Annotated in this window: 20 protein-coding genes; 5 read left to right on the forward strand and 15 right to left on the reverse strand. The window is 60.1% G+C overall.

Features of this window, described 5'->3' with window-relative positions:
• Positions 1-28 precede the first annotated feature (28 nt).
• Positions 29-1,510 carry a malate dehydrogenase (quinone) gene (mqo, locus tag QZ534_RS14310; RefSeq protein WP_296935220.1) on the reverse strand — a complete coding sequence of 494 codons (1,482 nt, stop codon included), beginning with the start codon at positions 1,508-1,510 and terminating at the stop codon, positions 29-31.
• A gap of 323 nt (positions 1,511-1,833) precedes the next feature.
• Here mqo and nhaD point away from each other — a divergent pair, with 323 nt between their 5' ends.
• The gene (gene nhaD, locus QZ534_RS14315) at positions 1,834-3,084 is read left to right on the forward strand and encodes a sodium:proton antiporter NhaD (protein WP_296935221.1); all 1,251 of its coding nucleotides are present in this window, start codon (positions 1,834-1,836) and stop codon (positions 3,082-3,084) included.
• A gap of 9 nt (positions 3,085-3,093) precedes the next feature.
• Entirely contained in the window at positions 3,094-4,077 is a 984-nt protein-coding gene (locus QZ534_RS14320) for a calcium/sodium antiporter (protein WP_296935222.1), read from the forward strand.
• Positions 4,078-4,103: 26 nt separating this feature from the next.
• Here the strand turns inward: QZ534_RS14320 and QZ534_RS14325 are convergent, their stop codons facing one another.
• Positions 4,104-4,868, reverse strand: a complete 765-nt coding sequence (locus QZ534_RS14325; RefSeq protein ID WP_296935223.1) for a 1-acyl-sn-glycerol-3-phosphate acyltransferase — start codon at positions 4,866-4,868, stop codon at positions 4,104-4,106.
• A 210-nt stretch (positions 4,869-5,078) separates the two neighbouring features.
• Here QZ534_RS14325 and QZ534_RS14330 point away from each other — a divergent pair, with 210 nt between their 5' ends.
• Both QZ534_RS14330 and QZ534_RS14335 read left to right on the forward strand, forming a co-directional pair.
• Positions 5,079-6,305: a sulfite oxidase gene (locus tag QZ534_RS14330; protein WP_296935224.1), complete on the forward strand. Its 1,227-nt coding sequence runs from the start codon at positions 5,079-5,081 to the stop codon at positions 6,303-6,305.
• Positions 6,306-6,363: 58 nt separating this feature from the next.
• Positions 6,364-6,684, forward strand: coding sequence for a cytochrome c (locus QZ534_RS14335; protein WP_296935225.1), 321 nt, complete (start codon positions 6,364-6,366; stop codon positions 6,682-6,684).
• A gap of 29 nt (positions 6,685-6,713) precedes the next feature.
• Here the strand turns inward: QZ534_RS14335 and msrB are convergent, their stop codons facing one another.
• The 3 genes from msrB to chrA form a co-directional block, all read right to left on the reverse strand.
• Positions 6,714-7,139: a peptide-methionine (R)-S-oxide reductase MsrB gene (gene msrB / locus QZ534_RS14340; protein WP_296935226.1), complete on the reverse strand. Its 426-nt coding sequence runs from the start codon at positions 7,137-7,139 to the stop codon at positions 6,714-6,716.
• A gap of 11 nt (positions 7,140-7,150) precedes the next feature.
• A complete protein-coding gene (gene msrA / locus QZ534_RS14345; RefSeq protein ID WP_296935227.1) occupies positions 7,151-7,804 on the reverse strand; it encodes a peptide-methionine (S)-S-oxide reductase MsrA in 654 nt (217 codons plus the stop codon).
• A gap of 112 nt (positions 7,805-7,916) precedes the next feature.
• Entirely contained in the window at positions 7,917-9,098 is a 1,182-nt protein-coding gene (gene chrA / locus QZ534_RS14350; RefSeq protein ID WP_296935228.1) for a chromate efflux transporter, read from the reverse strand.
• Positions 9,099-9,263: 165 nt separating this feature from the next.
• On the opposite strand from chrA, the gene QZ534_RS14355 reads away from it, so the two are divergent.
• A complete protein-coding gene (locus QZ534_RS14355) occupies positions 9,264-10,238 on the forward strand; it encodes a metallophosphoesterase (RefSeq protein ID WP_296935229.1) in 975 nt (324 codons plus the stop codon).
• Here the strand turns inward: QZ534_RS14355 and QZ534_RS14360 are convergent.
• From QZ534_RS14360 to pqqB, 10 genes are all read right to left on the reverse strand, one after another.
• Positions 10,235-10,717 (reverse strand): CDP-archaeol synthase, encoded by a 483-nt coding sequence (locus QZ534_RS14360; RefSeq protein WP_296935231.1) that lies wholly within the window; start codon positions 10,715-10,717, stop codon positions 10,235-10,237. The genes QZ534_RS14355 and QZ534_RS14360 overlap by 4 nt on opposite strands.
• Positions 10,718-10,744: 27 nt before the next feature.
• Complete coding sequence (locus tag QZ534_RS14365; RefSeq protein WP_296935232.1) at positions 10,745-12,121, reverse strand: lyase family protein; 1,377 nt, start codon at positions 12,119-12,121, stop codon at positions 10,745-10,747.
• A 67-nt stretch (positions 12,122-12,188) separates the two neighbouring features.
• Positions 12,189-12,473, reverse strand: a complete 285-nt coding sequence (locus tag QZ534_RS14370) for a hypothetical protein (protein WP_296935233.1) — start codon at positions 12,471-12,473, stop codon at positions 12,189-12,191.
• Between the two features lie 83 nt (positions 12,474-12,556).
• Positions 12,557-14,323 (reverse strand): NahK/ErcS family hybrid sensor histidine kinase/response regulator, encoded by a 1,767-nt coding sequence (locus QZ534_RS14375; RefSeq protein ID WP_296935235.1) that lies wholly within the window; start codon positions 14,321-14,323, stop codon positions 12,557-12,559.
• Complete coding sequence (ercA, locus tag QZ534_RS14380; RefSeq protein WP_296935236.1) at positions 14,307-15,470, reverse strand: alcohol dehydrogenase-like regulatory protein ErcA; 1,164 nt, start codon at positions 15,468-15,470, stop codon at positions 14,307-14,309. The genes QZ534_RS14375 and ercA overlap by 17 nt, the downstream gene beginning before the upstream one ends.
• Before the next feature lie 44 nt (positions 15,471-15,514).
• Entirely contained in the window at positions 15,515-17,326 is a 1,812-nt protein-coding gene (locus tag QZ534_RS14385) for a prolyl oligopeptidase family serine peptidase (protein ID WP_296935237.1), read from the reverse strand.
• Between the two features lie 97 nt (positions 17,327-17,423).
• Complete coding sequence (pqqE, locus tag QZ534_RS14390; protein ID WP_296935238.1) at positions 17,424-18,581, reverse strand: pyrroloquinoline quinone biosynthesis protein PqqE; 1,158 nt, start codon at positions 18,579-18,581, stop codon at positions 17,424-17,426.
• Positions 18,578-18,856 carry a pyrroloquinoline quinone biosynthesis peptide chaperone PqqD gene (gene pqqD, locus QZ534_RS14395; RefSeq protein ID WP_296935239.1) on the reverse strand — a complete coding sequence of 93 codons (279 nt, stop codon included), beginning with the start codon at positions 18,854-18,856 and terminating at the stop codon, positions 18,578-18,580. The genes pqqE and pqqD overlap by 4 nt, the downstream gene beginning before the upstream one ends.
• Entirely contained in the window at positions 18,853-19,608 is a 756-nt protein-coding gene (pqqC, locus tag QZ534_RS14400) for a pyrroloquinoline-quinone synthase PqqC (RefSeq protein WP_296935240.1), read from the reverse strand. The genes pqqD and pqqC overlap by 4 nt, the downstream gene beginning before the upstream one ends.
• Positions 19,605-20,534, reverse strand: a complete 930-nt coding sequence (gene pqqB, locus QZ534_RS14405) for a pyrroloquinoline quinone biosynthesis protein PqqB (RefSeq protein ID WP_296935241.1) — start codon at positions 20,532-20,534, stop codon at positions 19,605-19,607. The genes pqqC and pqqB overlap by 4 nt, the downstream gene beginning before the upstream one ends.
• Positions 20,535-20,577 lie beyond the last annotated feature (43 nt).

Raw genomic sequence — 20,577 nt, forward strand, 5'->3', positions numbered from 1 at the left:
TTTCGCATTTTTAGACCGATTAGGAATATCAGCCCAATTTGAGCGTCGACAGGGTCCTCTCGCGGACTTTGGTGAGCAGTGCTTCGTCTTCAACCAGGGACTGGCCGTAGGACGGTACCAGCTCTTTCATGCGCTCCTGCCACTCCGGCGTCCTGATCTTTTCCGGGAAGCAGCGCTCGATTACGTTGATCATGGCGTTGGCTGCCGTGGAGGCTCCGGGCGAGGCGCCAAGCAGTGCCGCCAGGGTTCCGTCCTTGGCCGCGACGATCTCGGTGCCGAACTCGAGCTTGCCACCGCCGCCATCAACCTGCTTGATGATCTGCACGCGCTGGCCCGCCATGCGCAGCTGCCAGTCCTCTTCCATGGCGTCCGGGAAGAAGTTGCGCAGCGATGCCACCCGGTCGCTGTGGGACTGGAACACTTCCCCGATCAGGTAGCGGGTCAGGTCCATGTTGCTTTTGCTCACCGAGAGCATCGGCTTAAGGTTGGTGGATTTCACCGAGCCGATCAGGTCGAAGATGGAGCCCTGCTTGAGGAAGCGGGTGGTAAAACCGGCAAAGGGGCCAAACAACAGGGCCGGCTCGCCGTTGATAATCCGTGTGTCCAGGTGTGGAACCGACATGGGCGGCGCGCCGATCGGCGCTTTGCCGTACACCTTGGAGTTATGCTGCTGAACGATGTCGGGTTTGCCACACACCAGCCACTGGCCGCTGACCGGAAAGCCACCATAGCCCCGGGCTTCCTCGATACCGGACTTCTGCAGTAGTGGCAGGGCACCACCACCGGCGCCCAGGAACACGAAGCCGGTCTCCAGCTTGGTCAACTCGCCGGTCTTCTGGTTCTTGACCCGGAGCTTCCAACGGCCATTGTCCCGCTGATCAATGTAGTGCACCGGTGAGCTGAGCATCAGCTCGAAATTGGGCTGGGTTTCCAGCCACTCCACCATGCTGCGGGTCAGGGACCCGAAATCCACATCCGAGCCATGCTTGATCCGGGTTGCGGCAACGCGCTGCATCGGGTCCCGGTTATTGACGATCAGGGGCATCCATTCTTCGAGATCCTTTGGGGACTCGGTGTATTCCATGTCACGGAACAGATGGTGGGCGCTCAGGCGCTCGTACCGGCGCTTGAGAAAGGCCACGTCTTTCTCGCCCCAGACAAAGCTCTGGTGCGGCGTGCGGTTAATAAAGGTGGACGGCTCCGGCAGGATCCCCTGCTCCACCAGGTAGGACCAGAGCTGCAGGGACACCTCGAACTGGGCGTTGATCTGCAGGGCCCGATCGATGGTCACATCGCCATCGTCGATTTCGGGAGTGTAGTTAAGCTCACAGTACCCGGCGTGCCCGGTACCTGCGTTATTCCACCCGTCTGTGCTCTCATGGGCAACGTGGTCGAGACGCTCCACCATGACGATGTCCAGGGACGGATCAAGCTGCCTGAGCATCATGCCGAGAGTGGCGCTCATGACGCCACCGCCGACCAGCACTACGTCTGCCTGTCTAACGGCCATTGGTTTTCACCCTAGCTAGTGTTGAGCCTTTTTGCCTCCTCACGATCAGCAAGGGGGCCTGTCGAAAGCCGGTCGGGAGCGAGGTAAACGGCGCCGCCGTCTGCTTCCGGTCTGAATTTGCGCGCAATTATCCCGATTTTTGACGGGATAATAAATTGCGATTGTCAATCGTTGCGTCTTTATCGGTCTTTCGCTGCTTTCACTTGCCGATACGTGCACTTACGAACAGTGGTTTGCTGCGTTTCAAAGGTCTAAAATCCGCCCGCATATTCTGACCGGCCGGCTTCGGCCTCTACTGTCATAACCAGGACGGGATTTCCCCAATGTCTGCCCTTGATGCGTTTCTGATTGTTCTCGCGGTTCTGGCGCTACTCGGCGTCATATTTGAAGAGCTCATCCACATCAACAAGGCCAAGGTAACGCTGTTCTTTGGCACCATGAGCTGGATGCTGCTCTTCCTGTTCAGCGGTAGCGCTGGTGAAACGTCTGCCATTTCCGCCGGCCTGTCCGAGAGCATTGCCGAAATCGCGGGGCTGTGGCTGTTTCTGGTCGCAGCCATGACATTCGTCGCCTACCTGAACAAGAAGGGTATGATCGAAAACGTGATTTACCTGATCATGCCGAAACAGGTGAGCGAGCGGCGGCTATTGTTCCTGACAGGACTTTTCTGTTTCATTTTCTCGTCTTTGGCAGACAATATCACCGCCACTTTAGTCTCATGCTCGCTGATTCTGTCGCTGGATCTGGAGCTGAAAAAGCGCATCCAGTTCGTCACTCTGGTTGTCTTTGCCGTCAACTCAGGCGGCGTTTCCCTGATCACCGGCGACGTCACCACCTTGATGATATTCCTCGCGGACAAGGTGGAAATACTGACTCTGCTGACCCTCGCGATCCCGGCCTCGGTTACCGTTTTCATCCTTGCCGTCTTCCTCTCACGGGGACTGACAGGTACCGTGACACTTCGTTCCAACACCACCCCGGTGCGACGGGTTGACGCGGTCATCAGCGGACTGTTTTTGTTAACAATCCTGAGCACCATCGCCGGCAACGCCCTGTTCGGAATTCCACCGGTTCTGACCTTTCTGTTCGGGCTTTCCATCATGTTCCTGGTATCGCGATTCATGAGCGATGACTCTGATCTGGACCCGATTCTCGAATACATCCGTATCATCGAGTTTGAGACTCTGCTGTTCTTCCTGGGCATCCTGCTGCTGGTAGGCATGCTCAAGGAGATTCATGCACTGGACTCGCTGGTGGCCATTTACGATATCCTTCCACCGCTCTACGCCAATTACCTGATGGGTATCTTCTCGGCCGTGATCGACAACGTGCCACTGACGGCAGCACTGCTGAAGGCCGGCATCGATATGAGCCCCGGTGAATGGATGGGACTGACCTACGCCGTGGGTGTGGGCGGTTCCCTGCTGGTGATCGGTTCAGCCGCCGGCATCGTGGCAATGAGCAAGGTCCCGGGGCTGACCTTTGCGGCCTATATGCGGTATCTTGCACACCTTCTGGCGGCCTACACCCTTGGCTATGCCGGGGTTTTCATGCTCGGACGTTTCATTAACTGAGGTCTTTCTATGCTAATGGCATTTGGCGCAATCATCGCCGGCCTGGTACTGCTGGTGTGGAGTGCCGACAAATTTGTGGAGGGCGCTGCAGCGACCGCCAAACATCTGGGTATGCCCACCCTCCTGATCGGCATGGTAATTATCGGTTTCGGCACTTCAGCACCGGAACTAGCGGTCTCTGCCATGGCTGCCTCCGACGGCAACCCCGGCCTGGCACTGGGTAACGGCTATGGCTCCAACATCACTAACATTGCCCTTATTGTCGGCCTCACAGCCGTTATCGCGCCGATCGCCGTTCACTCACAGGTGATCCGTAAAGAGCTTCCGCTGCTAATCGTGCTCACCCTCATTGCCGGCGCCCAACTGCTCGATGGGGAACTTTCGCGACTGGATGGCTGGGTCCTGCTGGCGGTCTTCGCCGCGGTTATGGGTTGGTCCATTTACCAGGGCCTGAGAGGCAAGGCCGACCCCTTGGCCGGTGATGCCGATGCTGAAATCATCGCCCACCCCATGCCCCTCAAAACCGCGGTTATCTGGCTGGTAATCGGCCTGGTACTGCTGATTGTCAGTTCCCGCATGCTGGTATGGGGCGCAGTCACCATTGCCCAGAGCCTTGGCGTCAGCGATCTGGTCATCGGCCTGACCATCGTCGCCATCGGCACCTCCCTGCCGGAACTTGCCTCAGCCCTCGCGGCGGTTAAAAAGAACGAGCACGACCTCATCCTTGGCAATATTCTGGGATCGGGCATCTTCAATACCCTGGCGGTGGTGGGCCTGGCCGCCGCCATTGAACCTCTGGCGGTGGATCCGGAAGTGCTTTACCGGGACTGGACGCTGATGCTGGCGCTCACGGTGGGCCTGTTCCTGATGGGCTTCGGGCTCACCGGATGGCGCAAGCTGGTAAGCCGGGTGGATGGCGGCATCCTCGTACTGGTGTACGTAGCCTATACCGGCTATCTGCTGTCTACCGTGGTGGCCGCCGGTACCGCCTGATCGACCGTAATCGTGTGGAGCCGGCGCTAACCGGCTTCACCGTCTCCTAACAGCTCAGTCAGCCTTGCGCGTACCTCGGTCATCACCTCATCCAGGTCGGCTTTGGTCTTGCCAGCCGTTTCCAGCGGCTCACCCACCCGAACGTCCACCGGTTGGCCAAGGTTGATTTGCCAGGTCCGGGCCGGTAATACCCGATGAATGCCCCGTACGGCCACAGGCACAATCACTGCCTCGGTATCCAGCGCCAGATGAAAACAGCCTTTCTTGAAGGGCAGAAGCTTACCGTCCGGTGAACGGGTCCCTTCGGGCGCGGCCCAGAGTACGATCCCGCTCTCCATCATCGCCCGGGCTTTTTCCAGATCCCTGACCGCACGTTGGCGATTGGAGCGGTCTACCGAGGGAAATTCCGCTGCTCGCATGGCCTGCCCCAACAGCGGAATACTGAACAATTCCTTTTTCGCCAGCATGCGGATGGAGCCCGGCAACGAAACAAAGGTAACCGGGATGTCATAGTGGCTGGCATGGGTGCACATGATGATGTAGCGCCGGCCATCACCAAAATCCGGCACCTGCCCTCGCACCGTCAGACTGGCACGAACCAGGCGCAACAGCGACGCCGACCACTCCCGACAGTATTTATCAACGATGGGCCGGTTCAACCTTCCGAACAGCGCCCGGAGCAACACCAGCAGTGAGAAGAGTGCTGTCAGTCCGACACTGCCAAGAACCACACCCGCCCGCCGAAGAAGCGTTGCCGACTCCGTTAGCGGATTCATCTTCAATCGAATCATCACAGCTACCCTTCTCTTTTTTCCGGGTTAGCTCCCGGCCCTGCCGGGAGTTTCAATAGCGGCGAATTATAGCGACTGAAAAAGTCGTTGGATAACGCACAAAAGCATTGATTAATTTTTAAGCATTATCTATAAGGTATAAGGATATAACCATGAAGAATTGATAGAACACCCCACCGTCCGACGACAACCCTAAAAAGGAGACGGATCATGAAACAGGAAACAGCTCTGATGCGTGGCCCGAATGACCCGGGCCTTCAGAACCCTGCCCGGCGCACCCTGCTGCTTGGCAGCGCCGGCGCCATGGCGGCGGTAAGCGTGCTGGGGTTTACACCCCTGGCCAAAGCCGATGAACCGAAGTCGCTGCCGGACTACGCGGCCTGGAAAGAACGCAACGCCCTGATTGTTCACAGCACCAACACCATGGAAACCCAACGGGGGGCCATCGGCAATGGCGTCATTACCGCCAGTGACCGCTTGTTTGTGCGCAACAACCTGCCTGCGCCGCCGGCCTCGGTGACCGACAATCCGGATGTCTGGGAAGTACGGATCGAGGGCGTCAAAAACCCGCAAACCCTGACTGTCGGTGACCTGAAGCAGATGGGCGTGACCACCGTTGCGTCTGTATTGCAATGTTCCGGGAACGGCCGGGCATTTTTCCCACACGGCGCAGGTGGCACCCAATGGTCCGTTGGCGCCGCCGGCTGCATCATGTGGACCGGTGTACCGCTGAAAGATGTTGTGGAGGCCCTTGGCGGCCCTGTTGACGGCGCCCGTTACATCACCAGTACCGGCGGCGAGACACTGCCCGAGGGCCTGGACCCGAAAACCGTGATCGTTGAGCGCTCCGTTCCCACCCGAGCCATGGAAAGCGCCCTGCTGGCCTGGGAAATGAACGACGAGCCTTTGACCCACACCCACGGTGGCCCGCTGCGCATGGTGGTGCCCGGTTACTACGGCGTGAACAACGTGAAGTACGTCAAGAACGTCGCCTTCACCGAAAACCAGACTGACGCCAAGATCCAGGCCTCCGGTTACCGGATTCGTGATGTTGGTGTGAAAGGCGCCCCGGATCAGCCATCCATGTGGGAAATGAACGTTAAATCCTGGGTAACCGCTCCACTGGAAAGTGGTCGGGCCGGCCGCAACATGATCTACGGCGTGGCTTTCGGTGGCACCGTTGCGCTGGAAAAAGTCGACGTTTCCGTGGATGGCGGCAAAACCTGGAAGCAGGCTCGTTTCCTGGGACCGGACCTCGGCCCCTATGCCTGGCGACCTTTTGTCCTCGCAGCAGATTTATCGGCTGGTGAGCACCGGATTGTAAGCCGGGCGACCGACGTGGAGGGCAACACCCAGCCTGAGGGCCGGATCGAGAATGAGCGTGGCTACGGCCACAATGGCTGGAGCGACCACGGAGTTACGGTTGCCATCAGTTGATCATTGGTGGAGCCGACCCGGGAACACGGCGACTCCTACCTTTGCGGAAAGCAATAATATGAGAAAAACTGCAATACTGGGGGCGCTGACCCTGATCGGTCTGTCGTCCCTGACAATGGCCAGCGACCTCGAGAAAGGAAAACAGGTATTCACTCAGGACGCACAACCTTCCTGCACAATCTGCCATACGCTGGCTGATGCCGGTTCCGCTGGCGCCGTTGGCCCGGACCTGGATGAACTCAAACCCAGCGAGGAACAGGTGGTTAATGCCGTAACCAGCGGGGTCGGTATCATGCCGGCGTTCAATGAGTCATTGTCCGAGGAACAGATCCAGGCGGTGGCGCACTATGTAGCCACTGTGACAGGCGGCAAGAAATAGAATGGGGGCCACGCGGCCCCCTTCACTTATCAGGCGTTTTCCTCAAACACCATGGCAACCGAGTTCAGGCAGTAACGCTGCCCGGTCGGCGGCGGGCCGTCGGGAAAGACATGGCCCAAATGGCTGTCGCAACGTGGGCAGCGTATCTCGGTGCGGGTCATGCCCAGACTGGTGTCTTCGATATACCGGATATGTTCCGGATCGAAGGGTTGGAAAAAGCTTGGCCAGCCGGTTCCCGAGTCGAACTTCGAGTCCGAACTGAACAGGGGCAGATCGCAAAGCCGGCAGTGGTAAACTCCGGCTTTTTTGTTATCCAGTAGCGTTCCGCAGAACGGATGCTCCGTGCCATGGTCGAGCAGCACCCGCCGCTCCTCCGATGTCAGATCCGCAGCTTTCTCTTCAACCTGCGCTTCGGTCAATGGCGTCAGGTCATAGCCTGCATTGGACACTCCCATGGTCTGCCTCCTCAGGCGGTACTGCCTGTGTCGTTGTCTGTAAATTCCGGCTTCAGGCGGTCACCATAACTGTCTACGAGCTTTTCCATTTTCGGTGCGGCCACGGCCATGATGTATGGCTGATAGGGATTCCGGGCCGCAAAATTCTGGTGATACTCCTCCGCCGGGTAAAATGCTTCCAGCGGCTCCAGCGTGGTCACGATCGGATCCGGGTATACCTCCGCCTGATTGAGCTGGTGGATGTAGGCTTCAGCCACTCGCCGCTGTTCGGCCGTCTCGTAAAACACCGCCGAGCGGTACTGGGTGCCCCGGTCATTGCCCTGGCGATTCAGCTGGGTGGGATCGTGTGCAACCGAGAAAAACACCTTGAGCAACTCGCCAAAGCTTACCTTGGCCGGATCATAGTGCACGTCCACCACTTCGGCGTGGCCGGTAGTACCCGAGCATACGGCCTCGTAATTGGCGGAACTGGCGTGGCCGCCGGCGTAACCGGACTCGACGCTTGTTACTCCATCAATGGCCAGAAAAACGGCTTCTACGCACCAGAAGCAGCCTCCGGCCAGCACGACACGCTGTTCGCCCTCGGCCGCGGGCAGATCCTGTTCGGGATCGGGAAAACGGCTACGCGGTACGTTGAGCCCCGGGATACTGCAGGATGTCGTCATGGTAACCTCTGCGTTCGATTTATCTGCCTTCAACGGCTCGATTGTGGCTGGAAACCCCTGGATTTGCCAACCCGTCTGCCGACTCCGGAACACGGGCCTATATTTACGCTAATCAGGACAGCAGGATCACTCCTGTCAGCGCACTCAGCGGCGCCAGGAGCCAGACCGGAACCCGCCATACCGCGAGGCACAGCCAAAAAATCAAAACCAGCCCCAGATCCACTGCACTATGAACCGCCGACGTCCAGACCGGGTCATACAGCGCTGCCAGCAGCAACCCCACCACACCTGCATTTACCCCGGCCAATGCTGAGCGGGCACGACGATGCTCCCGAAGCCAGCTCCATAAAGGAAGACCGGCGAAGACCAGCAGGGTTCCGGGCAGGAAAACTGCGATGACGGCGACAACACCTCCGACGACGCCACCCTGGGCACCGCCAAGAAACCCAGAGAAAGTGAACAGCGGACCTGGAACCGCCTGAGCCACCCCGTAACCAGCCAGGAAAGTGTCCGCGTCCATGGCACCGGAGGCCACGAAGCCTTCCTGCAACCAGGGCAGCACGACGTGCCCGCCGCCGAAGACCAGGGCACCAGCCCGGTACATTTCAGCACCGATCCAGCCAAGGCTGCCTGTCGCCAGTGGCAGGAACGAAACCAGCAACAGAATCAGAAAGGCCCCGGCAAAAAGAGCGGGTTTCCGGGATTGCAGCGGCACATGCAGCGGTTCAGACGCCGCACTGCTCCCTAACTCCAGAAAAGAACCAACGACCCCGGCAATGGCCAGGGCCAGTATCTGCATCCAGGTTTCGCCCATCATCAGCAGGCTGACGGCAACCAGCAAAGCCAAAGCGATTCTGGGCTGGTCCGGGCACAGGGTTCGCCCCATCTGCCAGACAGCCTGCGCCACCACCGCCACAACAAACAGCTTGAGGCCGTGTATCCAGCCACCACTGCTGGCCTCGGGCCAGGCGCTCAACCCCAGCGCAAAGCTGATCATGATCAGTGCTGATGGCAGGGTAAACCCCAGCCATGCCGCAAATGCGCCAGTGTAATGGCCACGCAGGAAGCCGATGGTCAGGCCCACCTGGCTGGAAGCAGGCCCGGGCAACAGCTGGCACAGGGCCACGACTTCTCCGTAGGCACTGTCTGAGAGCCATCGCCTACGTTTCACAAACTCATCGTGAAAGAATCCAAGGTGCGCCGCCGGGCCGCCGAAGGAGGTCAGCCCGAGCCGGAGGAACAACAGGAAAATCTGCCAGGAAGACAGCTCTTCATCGCCTGGTGGTGCAGTCATAAATCCCCTGAGCCTGATTGTCGGACGGCTTGCATGCCAGTGTGTCATCAAACATGAACATTATGTCGTTTTGGTTGCATACCTTCGAGGGCCATCCATAATGTGAGACAGGGTTTGCCATTTTGCACATCGGCCATGCCCCGCTCGGCATACAAGGGAAGAAAAATGACGGCAAGGGCTCGCACACCGGAAAACCAGGATGAACTCCTGGAGTACCGCCTGAGCCTCCGGCTCGGCCCTGTTCACGCCCGCCAAAGGCTCGGCATTGAACGGGAAGCTGAAGCGAAGGTATTCGGGCAGGATCACAGTTCCTTCCACCTGGAGAACTTGACCACGGCGCCCGGCTTTATCCGTACCTGCCTGCGCATGGTTGGCCTCTGGGGCCGGGGCCAGAGCAACAGTCGGCGTCTGAACACCGTGCATAATCGCTTCCACCTCCCCGGTCTGCCCGAGGCCTTTGAGGGCTTTCGCATCCTCCACCTGACCGATCTGCACGTGGACATGGATGAAGCCAACCTCCAGGCGGTGCTGCGCCAGATCGAACCATTAGACTATGATCTGTGCGTGTTGACCGGCGATTACCGGAAACTGACCTGGGGCCCGATCGAAGGCGCCCTGGACGGCATGGCAAGGCTGCGGGACGGAATAAAAGGCAGGCCTTACGCCGTGCTAGGTAACCACGACAGCGTTCGCATGGTGCCAGCGCTCGAAGACATGGGTTACCAACTGCTGATGAATGAAATGGCGCCCATTGAGCGCGAAGGCCAGGTCCTTTACTTGGCAGGCGTCGACGATGCCCACTTCTTCAAGGTCCACAACCTGCATCAGGCCGGAGACAAGATCCCTGCCGGAGGCACCAGCATCCTGCTCAGCCATACGCCGGAGATCTGGCGCGAGGCCGCCCATGCGGGTTATGACGTCTTTCTCTGTGGCCACACACACGGTGGCCAGATCTGCCTGCCTGGTGGCATACCGGTAACTCTGGATTCTGACTGCCCGCGGACCCTCGGGCGAGGCTACTGGCGGATGAACGGCATGCAGGGCTACACCTCACCCGGCGCGGGCACGTCTGTTGTCAACGTCCGGCTGAACTGCCCGCCGGAGGTGACCCTTCATACCCTGACCCGGGGGCCGGATTAATGGGGCTGCCGGCGAATCCCGAGACGATAGAGCAGCGGTGAGCCAAAAATGTTGGAAAGGGTAAAAAGCACCACCACAATCAGCACCACCCAGGCACTGACCGGGAGCCACCACATGGCCAGCAGCATCGGCAGAAGCGCTTCCGGAATCTGATCCAGCCCGACGGCCCGGGCACTTGAGGCCAGCCCCAGCCGACGCTTGATAAAACTGCTCAGCAAGTCCCCGGCCAGTCCCAGCAGACCGAACACGAGCCCGAACACGAATCCCAGACCGGTAAACAGGGCAAACAGCGCGCAGGCGATCGCGCCGGATACCAGGCCCCGCCAGGTTTTACTCTTACCAAAAACAGGGCGACCGTCAGGCCACAGACGCCCGCCATCCACCGGCGCCGACCAACGTTTTTTCAATAACCCGGCAGCAACCACCGGCGCTCCGTTGGCCAACACCAGCATCACAAACAGCTCCAGTGATATCAGCAAGCGTTTGCGCCCCTCTGTAAAAGCCGATCAGGCGATACCGCCCCGCGTCAGCTTGAGCGGATCCATCAACTCCTCGAGCCGTTCACGGCTGAGCCCGCTACGCTCCTCTGCCACATCGATGACCGGACGTCCCGTCTTGTAGGCCTCCTTGGCGATGTCTGCCGCCAGGCTGTAGCCAATCTCCGGATTCAGCGCCGTTACCAGTACCGGGTTCCGGCCCACGCCGGCGTTCAGGTTGTCGGCGTTTACGGTAAAGTCCTTGATTGCCTTGTCCGCCAGCATGATGGCCGCGTTAGATAGCAGGTCGGTCATATCCAGCAGGTTACCACCCACCAGGGGCAGCATGACGTTGAGCTGGAAATTACCGGACTGCCCGGCGATGGCCACCGCGCTGTCCAGCCCCATCACCTGTGCCCCCACCATGGCAACAGATTCCGGGATCACCGGATTAACCTTGCCCGGCATGATACTGCTGCCTGGCTGCAATGCCGGAAGGCTGATTTCAGCCAGACCATGAATCGGACCACTGTTCATCCAGCGAAGGTCGTTGGCGATCTTGGTAAGCACAATGGCCGCGCCGCGCAATTGCGCCGATAGCGCCACCGGGGCATCCACTGCACTCTGGCCGGTAAACTTGTGGTCAAGCGAAGTAAACGGATAACCGGTGTTGGAGCGCAGGAACTTGACGAACTGGCCGGAAAATTCCGGTAGCGCATTGATTCCGGTACCCACCGCCGTACCGCCCTGGGGCACCGCCAGCAATTCATCAGCTGCCGCTTCCACCCGCTTCTCAACGGCCAGCAGCTGCTCGCGCCAGGTTTTCAACTCCTGGCCGAGCGTCACCGGCATGGCATCCATCAGATGGGTACGACCGGTCTTCACCTGGCTGGAGAATGCCGCCTCCTGCTCGTAGATCACACCGCACAGATGCGACAGCGCTGGCAGCAATTTCTCCTTCGCGGCAATCACAGCGCTCACATGGATGGCGGTGGGGATCACGTCGTTGGAGCTCTGGCTCATGTTCACGTGATCGTTCGGATGCACCTCGAGCCCCGCGTTACGGGCGATGCCGGCAATCACCTCGTTCACATTCATGTTGGTGCTGGTACCGGAGCCGGTCTGGTAGCGGTCCACGGGAAACTGATCCGCGTAATCGCCCTTCACAATGTCCTCGCAGGCCTGGGCAATCGCATCCCGCAGATCGTTATCCAGCAGACCCAGGCTGGTATTGGCTTCCGCCGCGGCCCGCTTGATCTGGGCAACTGCTGCAATGAACAGCTGGGGCATGGGCTGGCCACTGACCGGAAAATTCTCAACGGCACGTTGGGTTTGCGCCCCCCAGAGTGCATCAGCAGGTACCTGGACGTCTCCGAGGCTGTCGGTTTCCGTTCTGAATTCGCTCATATTCCCTCCTGTCCGCGCGTGTGCACTATGGGCTTGTTGGCGTGTACGCCAGGGAACCGGCCATGGCTCAGCCGCCGCCCTGGGATCTCAGCCGGACATGGTCGCAGATGCCCGTAACCTGTTCAAAATTGAGGATCAGGGTGTGAACAGTGTTGGTGTAGGTGTCGTGCAGGTGAAATTTGTAGCGCTGCTGCTTTTCACCCTTCAAAAAGGCATCGTATTCCCGCACCAGTTCCCGCACATCGCCCCCGGAATCCTTGCTCCAGGTGGCATTGAACGGGCCCAGAACGGCACCGCCAACCAGGCAGATAGTTACTTCGTGGTTCGTCAGACCATTTTCAGGAACTGTCATGGTTATCTCCCTTTCGATAAGCCTGTAATCAGTGTAGTACCCGGGAGCAATTCCTGTATCAGGGTGGGCGTAGAGGGGGGGCCTCAGGCGGGCGCAGACGTCAGCAGGCTGGTCATCAGGGCCCTGAGCCGGTTGGGTTTCACAGGCTTGTTCAGGATCGGCAGGTACTGGGCCCGCAATATTTTGCGGGTATCGTCGCTGCGATCTGCGGTAATTATCGCGGCGGGAATATCCCTGCCAAGGTGTCGGCGAACACCGTTTACGGCGTCGTAGCCGGTTTTCTCATTGTTCAGGTGGTAGTCCGCGAGGATGAGGGCAGGAATCCGGCCGGTTCGCTCCAGGGCCTCCACGGCTTCGGTCTTGCTGGCGGCCGTCAGCACCTCGCAGCCCCATCGCTCAAGCAGCAACTGCATGCTTTCGAGCACCGCCGGCTCATTGTCGATTACCAGCACCGGTACACCCTCAAAACCCTCGGCGAAATTCTGGAGCGAATCTGAGCGAGCCACATCCGGTCTGGCCTGGGCGGGTTCGAGCGGCAGTGTCAGCACAAAGCGGGAGCCACGCCCGGGCCGTGACGATACGTCGATTTCATATCCCAGCACCCGCACCATACGTTCCACGATGGCCAGTCCCAGGCCCACGCCCTGCCGGCCGCCGGTACCCTGCGGTAACAGCTGGTGAAACTCGGTAAAAATGTCCCGGAGCTTGTCTTCCTCAATGCCGACACCGGTGTCCCAGACTTCAATCCGCAGCCGGTCGCCCCTGGTTCTGAGAGCCATCACCACACCGCCTTTGCGAGTGTAGCGGAAGGCATTGCTCAGCAGATTGCGAAGGATCCGGGTCAGCATGCGCTGATCCGTCCGGACCATGGCGGGTATCGTGCGGACCCGGAAGCCCAGGTCGGCATTCGCCGCAACCGCCTCGAACTCTTCGCCGAGGGATCTGGCCAGGGCGGCCACATCGGTATAAACCAGATCAGGCTTCATTGCCTGCTGATCAAGCTTGGAGATATCCAGCAGGTCCGCCAGCAGGTCCTCGGCGCCCTCCAGAGCCCGATGCACCTGGTGGACCATGCGGGTTTCCTGTTCGGGAAGCGTGCTGTCCTGCAGCGCGGAAATCATCAACCGGGCGGCGTTCAGGGGCTGGAGCAGATCATGGCTGGCTGCCGCAAGGTATTTGTCCTTGCTGCGATTGGCCTCCTTGGCGGCCTCCATGGCAATGACCAGCTCACGTTCAACTTTCTCCCGCTCCTCGATCTGGTAGCGCAGGCCTACATTGGCATTCTGCAGTGCCTCGGTGCGCTCTTCCACACGCCGCTCCAGAGTGGCGTTCAACTGCTCCAGCTTTTGCCGGGCCAGAACCCTTTCCGTGATGTCCGCGACGAAGGCTTCCACTACTTCCGGCCCAAGGTCCGGGCGCCTCAACAGGGTGACGGCAACGTGTACCGGCGTCCGGTCCGCGCGCTGGAAACGGGTCTCTCGGGCACTCAGACTGCCTTCATCAAGCAGTTCCTGGCGTATGGCGTCGAATTCGCTGGAACTGCAGAACAGCTGTTCCCGGAGCCGGATGACCTTTTCCGTGAGCGCCTCAGGACTGTCGTAACCGCAGATTCTGGCCATGGCCGGATTGCAGGCCAGAAAACCGCCGCGCAGGTTGGCCTGGAAGATACCGTGAAGGGCGTTCTCGAACAGCCACTTGTAGCGATTGCGCTCCTGTTCGAGTTCGTCAATCCGATCCTGCAGGGCCGGATAATAGTTCTTGCGGACGGACTGGCTGCCCAGCCCGAGAAGATCGCCAATTCCGTAGCTGTTGTCCTGTTCGCCGTCCTTGCTGTCAGAGGGCTTCTTCATAGACAACCTGGACATCCCGCAACGACGACTTTCTGGGATTGGTGAGAATGCACGGGTCCTGCAGCGCAAATCCGGACAGGTGGGGAATATCGGACACCGAAACACCAAGCTCCGCCAGGCGAGCTTCCAGTCCGACCCTGCGTTTGAGCTCCACAATTCGGTTCATCAAGCGCTTCTTGATTTCCGGTTTGGCCATGCCGCGGGTATCAATATCCATGGCCTCGGCAACCCGGCGGAAACGGTCCTCGGCAGACTGGAAGTTGTAAGCCACCACGTGCTCGAGCAGCAACGCATTACACAGGCCATGGGGCAAATCCAGGAATCCGCCAAGGCTGTGCGACATGGCGTGCACCGCACCCAGGATAGCGTTGGAGAACGCCAGCCCCGCCTGCATGGAGGCCAGCATGATCTGTTCCCGAAGGTAGGGATCTGCGGTGTTCTCCACCAACAGCTCCAGATTCCGGTTGATCAGCCGGATGGCCTCCAGGGCATGGGTATCCGTCAGCGGGCCACTGCCCGTGGAGACGTAGGCCTCAATGGCATGCACCAGAGCATCAACGCCGGTGCAGGCGGTAAGGTAGGCGTCCATGGTTTCGGTCACTTCCGGATCAATCAGGGACACGTCCGGCACCACGGCCTTGCTGATGATCGAGAATTTGAAACGGCGGTTGGGGTCGGAAATGATCGCGAACTGGGACACATCCGCCGAGGTGCCCGCCGTTGTCGGAATCAGGATCAGAGGCGGAGAAGGATTGGTGATGGTGTCGACGCCCTCGAACTCCAGGATGCTGCGACCATGTGTGGCGACGATACCGATGCCCTTGGCGCAGTCCATGGGGCTGCCGCCTCCGATGGCCACGATGACATCGCACTCACTGGATTTATAAAGCTCGGCACCGGTCATCACCTCCTCCACTTTGGGGTTGGGTGAAACACCGGTATAAACGGTCGAGCGGATACCCGCATCGGTCAGCAGCGCCACGATCTCGTTAACCCAGCCGGCCGCAGCCACACCGGGATCGGACACCAGGAATACGTGCCGGGCACCGAAATTACTGGCGAAGTTGGCCACGGATTTCCGAGAGCCGGCACCAAACACAATTTCCGGTGACACAAACTTTCGCAAGCTGGATATATCGTGACTCATCAGACTTCACTCGACCGCTTTTTGTTATAGGAATAGCCGAGAGTTTAACTCAAGTTCTCCGCCCGATCATTGGCCTTTTGGCTATGCTTTCGGTAGAAGCTGAACATCCATTCGAGCATGCCGGCCTGGTTGGCCTGGCGTCGAAAACCATGCCCCTCGTCTTCAAACCAGTGCAGCTCCGGCGCCCTGCCAGCGGCTTTCATGGCTTCTATCATGGCCCGGGTCTGCTCCGGCACCACAACTTTGTCCTGCCCGCCCTGGAAAAAGATCATGGGCGCGCTGATCCGATCGGCGTGAAATAGCGGCGTTCTTTCATGCCACCGCCCCGGGTGTTCGTCCGGAGAGCCGAGCAGCCAATCCAGATAACCGGATTCAAAGCGATGGGTCATGGCCCGTAGCCGCATCGGATCCGTCACGCCAAACATGCTCGCTCCGGCAGTGAAGCGCCGGCTTCGGATCATTGCCATCAGCGCTGTGTAACCGCCGGAGCTGCGGCCCTGGATAAACACTCTCCGGCCGTCTGCCAAACCGAACGAAGCAAGGTGATCCGCGGCCCGTTCCATGTCTTCCACATCCACCTCGCCCCAGCGGCCCTCAAGTGCCAGCCGGAACGCACGACCGAAGCCGCTGCTGCCACGGTAGTTAATTTCAGCAACCGCAAAACCCCGCTGGCACCAGTACTGAACCTGTGGATTGAACACCGGATAGGCCGCCGAGGTCGGGCCGCCATGGGCCACCAGAATCAACGGCGGCAAATCGGCAGAGGCAAGCTTCGGGGTGTAGAAGAAACCATGGATAGAGGATTCACCAGGCTTTAGCGCCGGAACCTCTATATCGAGAGGCAGCGCTGCACGGGCGCCAGGCATGGCCTCTTCGCCCCCGGCGATGGTCTGCACCTGCCCGGTGGCGATATCAATCACGAGAACGGCGTCCAGACGGCTGGCGGCGCGGCCAATGCAATAGAGGTGGCCGCCAAAAGCCTGCAGGCATCGAAAGTCACCATAGTCCCGGGCAACCCGGATTTCTTCGCCGTTTTCGCCGGAGCCAAGCCAGAGCTCACCGGTGCCATTACAGTAGCGGACTCTCGCCCAGCCACCATCGCCTGTCGGGCAATGATGGGATTCGCCCAGTTGCCAGAGCGCGTTGGCATGGTCCCGGGCCGGCACATCAATGGTGCGCCAGCCGCCCTCGCCCGAGGTATCGATACGCCAGGGTTGCCACCAGCCCTCGTGATCTGACAGAACCCAGAGCTGGTCGCCCTCGAACACCGGTTGCTGGACCGAAGCTTCCGAAGGTGTTGGCCACTCCCGGCATTGATCGAGACCACCGTCACTGAGAATGTTGGCGGTCCACAGCCGGGTGCGCACCCAGGGCATATCCGGAAGCTGCCAGCACACCCAGGCCAGCTGTTGGCCATCGGCGGAGACAGCCGGCGCGCTGTAGAAGTCCTGGCCAGAGTGAAGCACCGTTATGTCGCCCTGCTTGGACACAGCCACCAACTGTTGCTGACCATCAGCTTCGCGAACAGCGAGCACACGCTCTCGGGTCTCGTCGGCAACCAACCCGCCATAGGCCGCGTCCGGATCATCGGTCAGGCGGGTGCATTGGTCTCCGGCAGGGTTAATGAACCGTATCTGCTGGTCCTCACCCACCACGAAAACACCGTTGCCTGCCGCTGCGACAGCGCCCCCACCATAGCCATTGACCCGGCTGCGTATTCCGAGATCATCGGGACCGAGACGGACCGGACCGTGATCAGACAAATGCCAGAGGGTATTGCAGCCCCTCGCAGGGTCGGCCTGAAGCCAGAATAAACCGGCCGACGATACCGCCAACTCACCGCGCTGAATATGCATTGCGCAAGCCTCATAAGCACTCATCACTGCTTTGTCGTGAGAGAAGCCTGCAAAAGTAGAGGCTGAAATAGTGCTTTCAAGCCCAGCCAGGGAGCCTTCAGCCCCGGAAGAATAACCGTGAATTGTCCGCATTTCGGTAAACCAGTCCAGTCAGGCCGGCCGTGGCGTGATCGGCAGCTCTCCTGGCTGCCAGTATTCGTTCATGATACGACGATTTGCTGCATACTGGATCTGCGTTATCGGCATTACCGGTTAATAAATAGGCCTGGCAGCGACAGCCGCCAAAGTCTTTTTCCTTCTCATCGCAGGAACGACAGGGCTCCGGCATCCAGCTGTCGCCCCGGTAGTGGTTGAACCCCGGGCTGTCGTACCAGATGCTCTGAAGCTCCATCTCCCGCACATTGGGGAAGTCGATCGGTAGTAACCGGGCACTGTGGCACGGCAGTGCGGTGCCATCCGGCGCCACGGTAAGGAACAGATTGCCCCAGCCGTTCATGCAGGCTTTCGGGCGCTCCTCGTAATAGTCCGGTGTGACAAAAATCAGCTTCATGGCCGAGCCGGATTGCTGAAGCCGCTGCCGGTACTGGTTCACTTCCTGCTCCGCCTGCACCAGCTGGGCTTTGGAGGGCATCAGGCCTTCCCGGTTTTCAAACGCCCAGCCGTAGTACTGGCAGGTGGCCAGCTCGACATAGTCCGCCCCCAGGCGCTCACAGAGGGACATGATGTCGTTCATCTGGTGGATGTTGTGGCGGTGGATCACGAAGTTGAGCACCATCGGGTAGCCCGCTTCCTTGACCGCCCGGGCCATGGCCAGCTTCTGGTCAAAAGCCTTGCGGGAGCCGGCCACGGCGTTGTTCAGTTCCGGATCGGAAGCCTGGAAGCTCACCTGGATGTGGTCCAGCCCCGCCTCGGCAAACGCATCCACCTTGGCCTCCGTCAGGCCCAGCCCTGAGGTGATCAGGTTGGTGTAGTACCCCAGATGCCGCGCCTCGGCAATCAGCTCCGCCAGATCCTGGCGCACCAGGGGTTCGCCCCCGGAGAAGCCCAACTGGGCCGCGCCCATCTTTCGGCCCTGCCTGAGCACACTCACCCACTCCTCGGTGGTCAGTTCCCGTTCGGTCTGGGCAAAGTCCAGCGGGTTGGAGCAGTAGGGACACTGCAGCGGGCAGCGATACGTGAGCTCTGCCAGCAGCCAGAGGGGCGGCCCCGCATCGTGGGGGTTCGTGGGCAGTTGGTGACCGTGGGAGCAGCTCATGACAGTTCAATCCAGTGTTGTTGCCGGGCGTCCTGCAGGAACTCACTCACGTCCTGGCCAAGGGGGCCGGCATCCGGGAACTGCTGTTCCAGGCTGGCGACGATGTCGGCCACGGTGCGCTGGCCATCCACCTCGTTGAGAATCGCCCCGGCACTGCCGTTGAGCTTCACCATGCCCTCCGGATAAAGCAGCACATAGCTTTCCTGGGCCGGCTCCCACTGGAACCGGAATCCTCGCCGAAAACGCGGTATCTCATGCATACCCACCTCCATCACAGCCCCCGGTGCCAGACCTGTTCGTCGGTCACGGTGTGGTATGGCGGGGTGCGGTGGCCGTACGCCATGGTCATGGCATCCAGCATGGTCCAGAGGATGTCCAGCTTGAACTGAAGAATCTCCAGGGCCCGGGCCTGCTGCGCCTCGGTGGTGGAGTGGTCGAGGGTAATGGTCAGGCCATGCTCCACGTCTCGTCTGGCTTCGGACAGACGCTTGCGGAAGTAGCTGTAGCCACGCTCCTCAATCCAGGGATAGTGGGCAGGCCAGCTGTCCAGTCGGGACTGGTGGATTTCCGGGGCAAACAGTTCGGTCAGGGACGAACAGGCCGCCTCCTGCCAGGTCGCCCGGTGGGCGAAGTTCAGGTAGGCGTCCACGGCAAAGCGGACCCCCGGCAGAACGTGGCGCTGGTCGATCACTTCCTCCCGGCTCAGGCCCACGGCTTCGGCCAGGGACAGCCAGGCTTCGATGCCGCCGACATCGCCGTCGTGGCCATCGTGGTCCAGAATCCGCTGCAGCCAGAGCCGGCGCACACTGGCGTCCGGGCAGTTGGCCATGATGGCGGCGTCTTTCTGGGGGATCTTGATCTGGTAGTAGTACCGGTTGGCCACCCAGCCGCGGATCTGCTCGGGCGTGCACTGCCCGCCGTACATGGCTTTATGGTACGGGTGGTGGATGTGGTAGTACTGGCCCTTGGCCCGCAGGGCCTGCTCGAAATCCGTCCGGTTCATGGCGGTGTTGGCTTTGGCGTTCATGGCTGCCCCGACAGGTCGATGTGCATTCCGTCCCAGGACACCTCGATGCCGTGGCGGGTCAGCTCCGCCCGCTCCGGGGAGTCCTCGTTCAGGATCGGGTTGGTGTTATTGATGTGTATCAGGATCTTGCGCTGGGCCGGCATGGTATCGAGCACCTCGATCATGCCGCCCGGTCCGTTCTGGGCCAGATGACCCATGGCCTGGCCGGTCTTGGTGCCCACTTCCTGGCGGATCATCTCGTCGTCGTGCCAGACGGTCCCGTCCACCATCAGCACGTCGGCCTGACGCATCCAGCCGAGAATACGGTCGTCCGGCTCGCCCAGTCCGGGAGCGTAGAGCACAGTCTGGCCGGTACGGGTGTCTTTCAGGAACAGACCGATGTTATCGCCCGGGTGCGGGTTGTCCCGGCGCGGTGAATACGGGGGTGCGTTGCTCAGCAGCGGAATGGCGGTCAGCTCGATGGACGGTGCGCAGGGAATGGTAAAGGGCGTCTGCTCGGACGCTTCGATGCGTTGCCAGTTCAGGCCACCGTTCCAGTGCTTGAGCATGGTGAACAGCGGAAATCCACCGCTGAGGTCTTCATACACCTGTTCGGTACACCAGACATCCATCGGCAGTCCCTCGCGCAGGGACAACAAGCCGGTGGTGTGGTCCACCTGGCTGTCCATCAGCACAATGGCATCAATACCGGTGTCCCGCAGAGCACGGGCCGGCTGCATCGCTTTGAAAGACGCCAGCTGGGCACGAATGTCGGGGGACGCGTTAAACAGGATCCAGTGCTCGCCATCTTCACTGATGGCGATCGAAGACTGGGTACGCGCCCGGGCGTTCAGGGTGCCCTTTCGGAAGCCGTCGCAGTTGGCGCAGTTACAGTTCCACTGGGGAAAGCCACCGCCGGCGGCGGAGCCCAGAACGTGAATCAACATGGTGGGTCACTCCACAAGCAAAACGGCCAGCTCGAGGCTGGCC

The organism is uncultured Marinobacter sp. (assembly GCF_913055835.1).
Lineage (GTDB): Bacteria > Pseudomonadota > Gammaproteobacteria > Pseudomonadales > Oleiphilaceae > Marinobacter.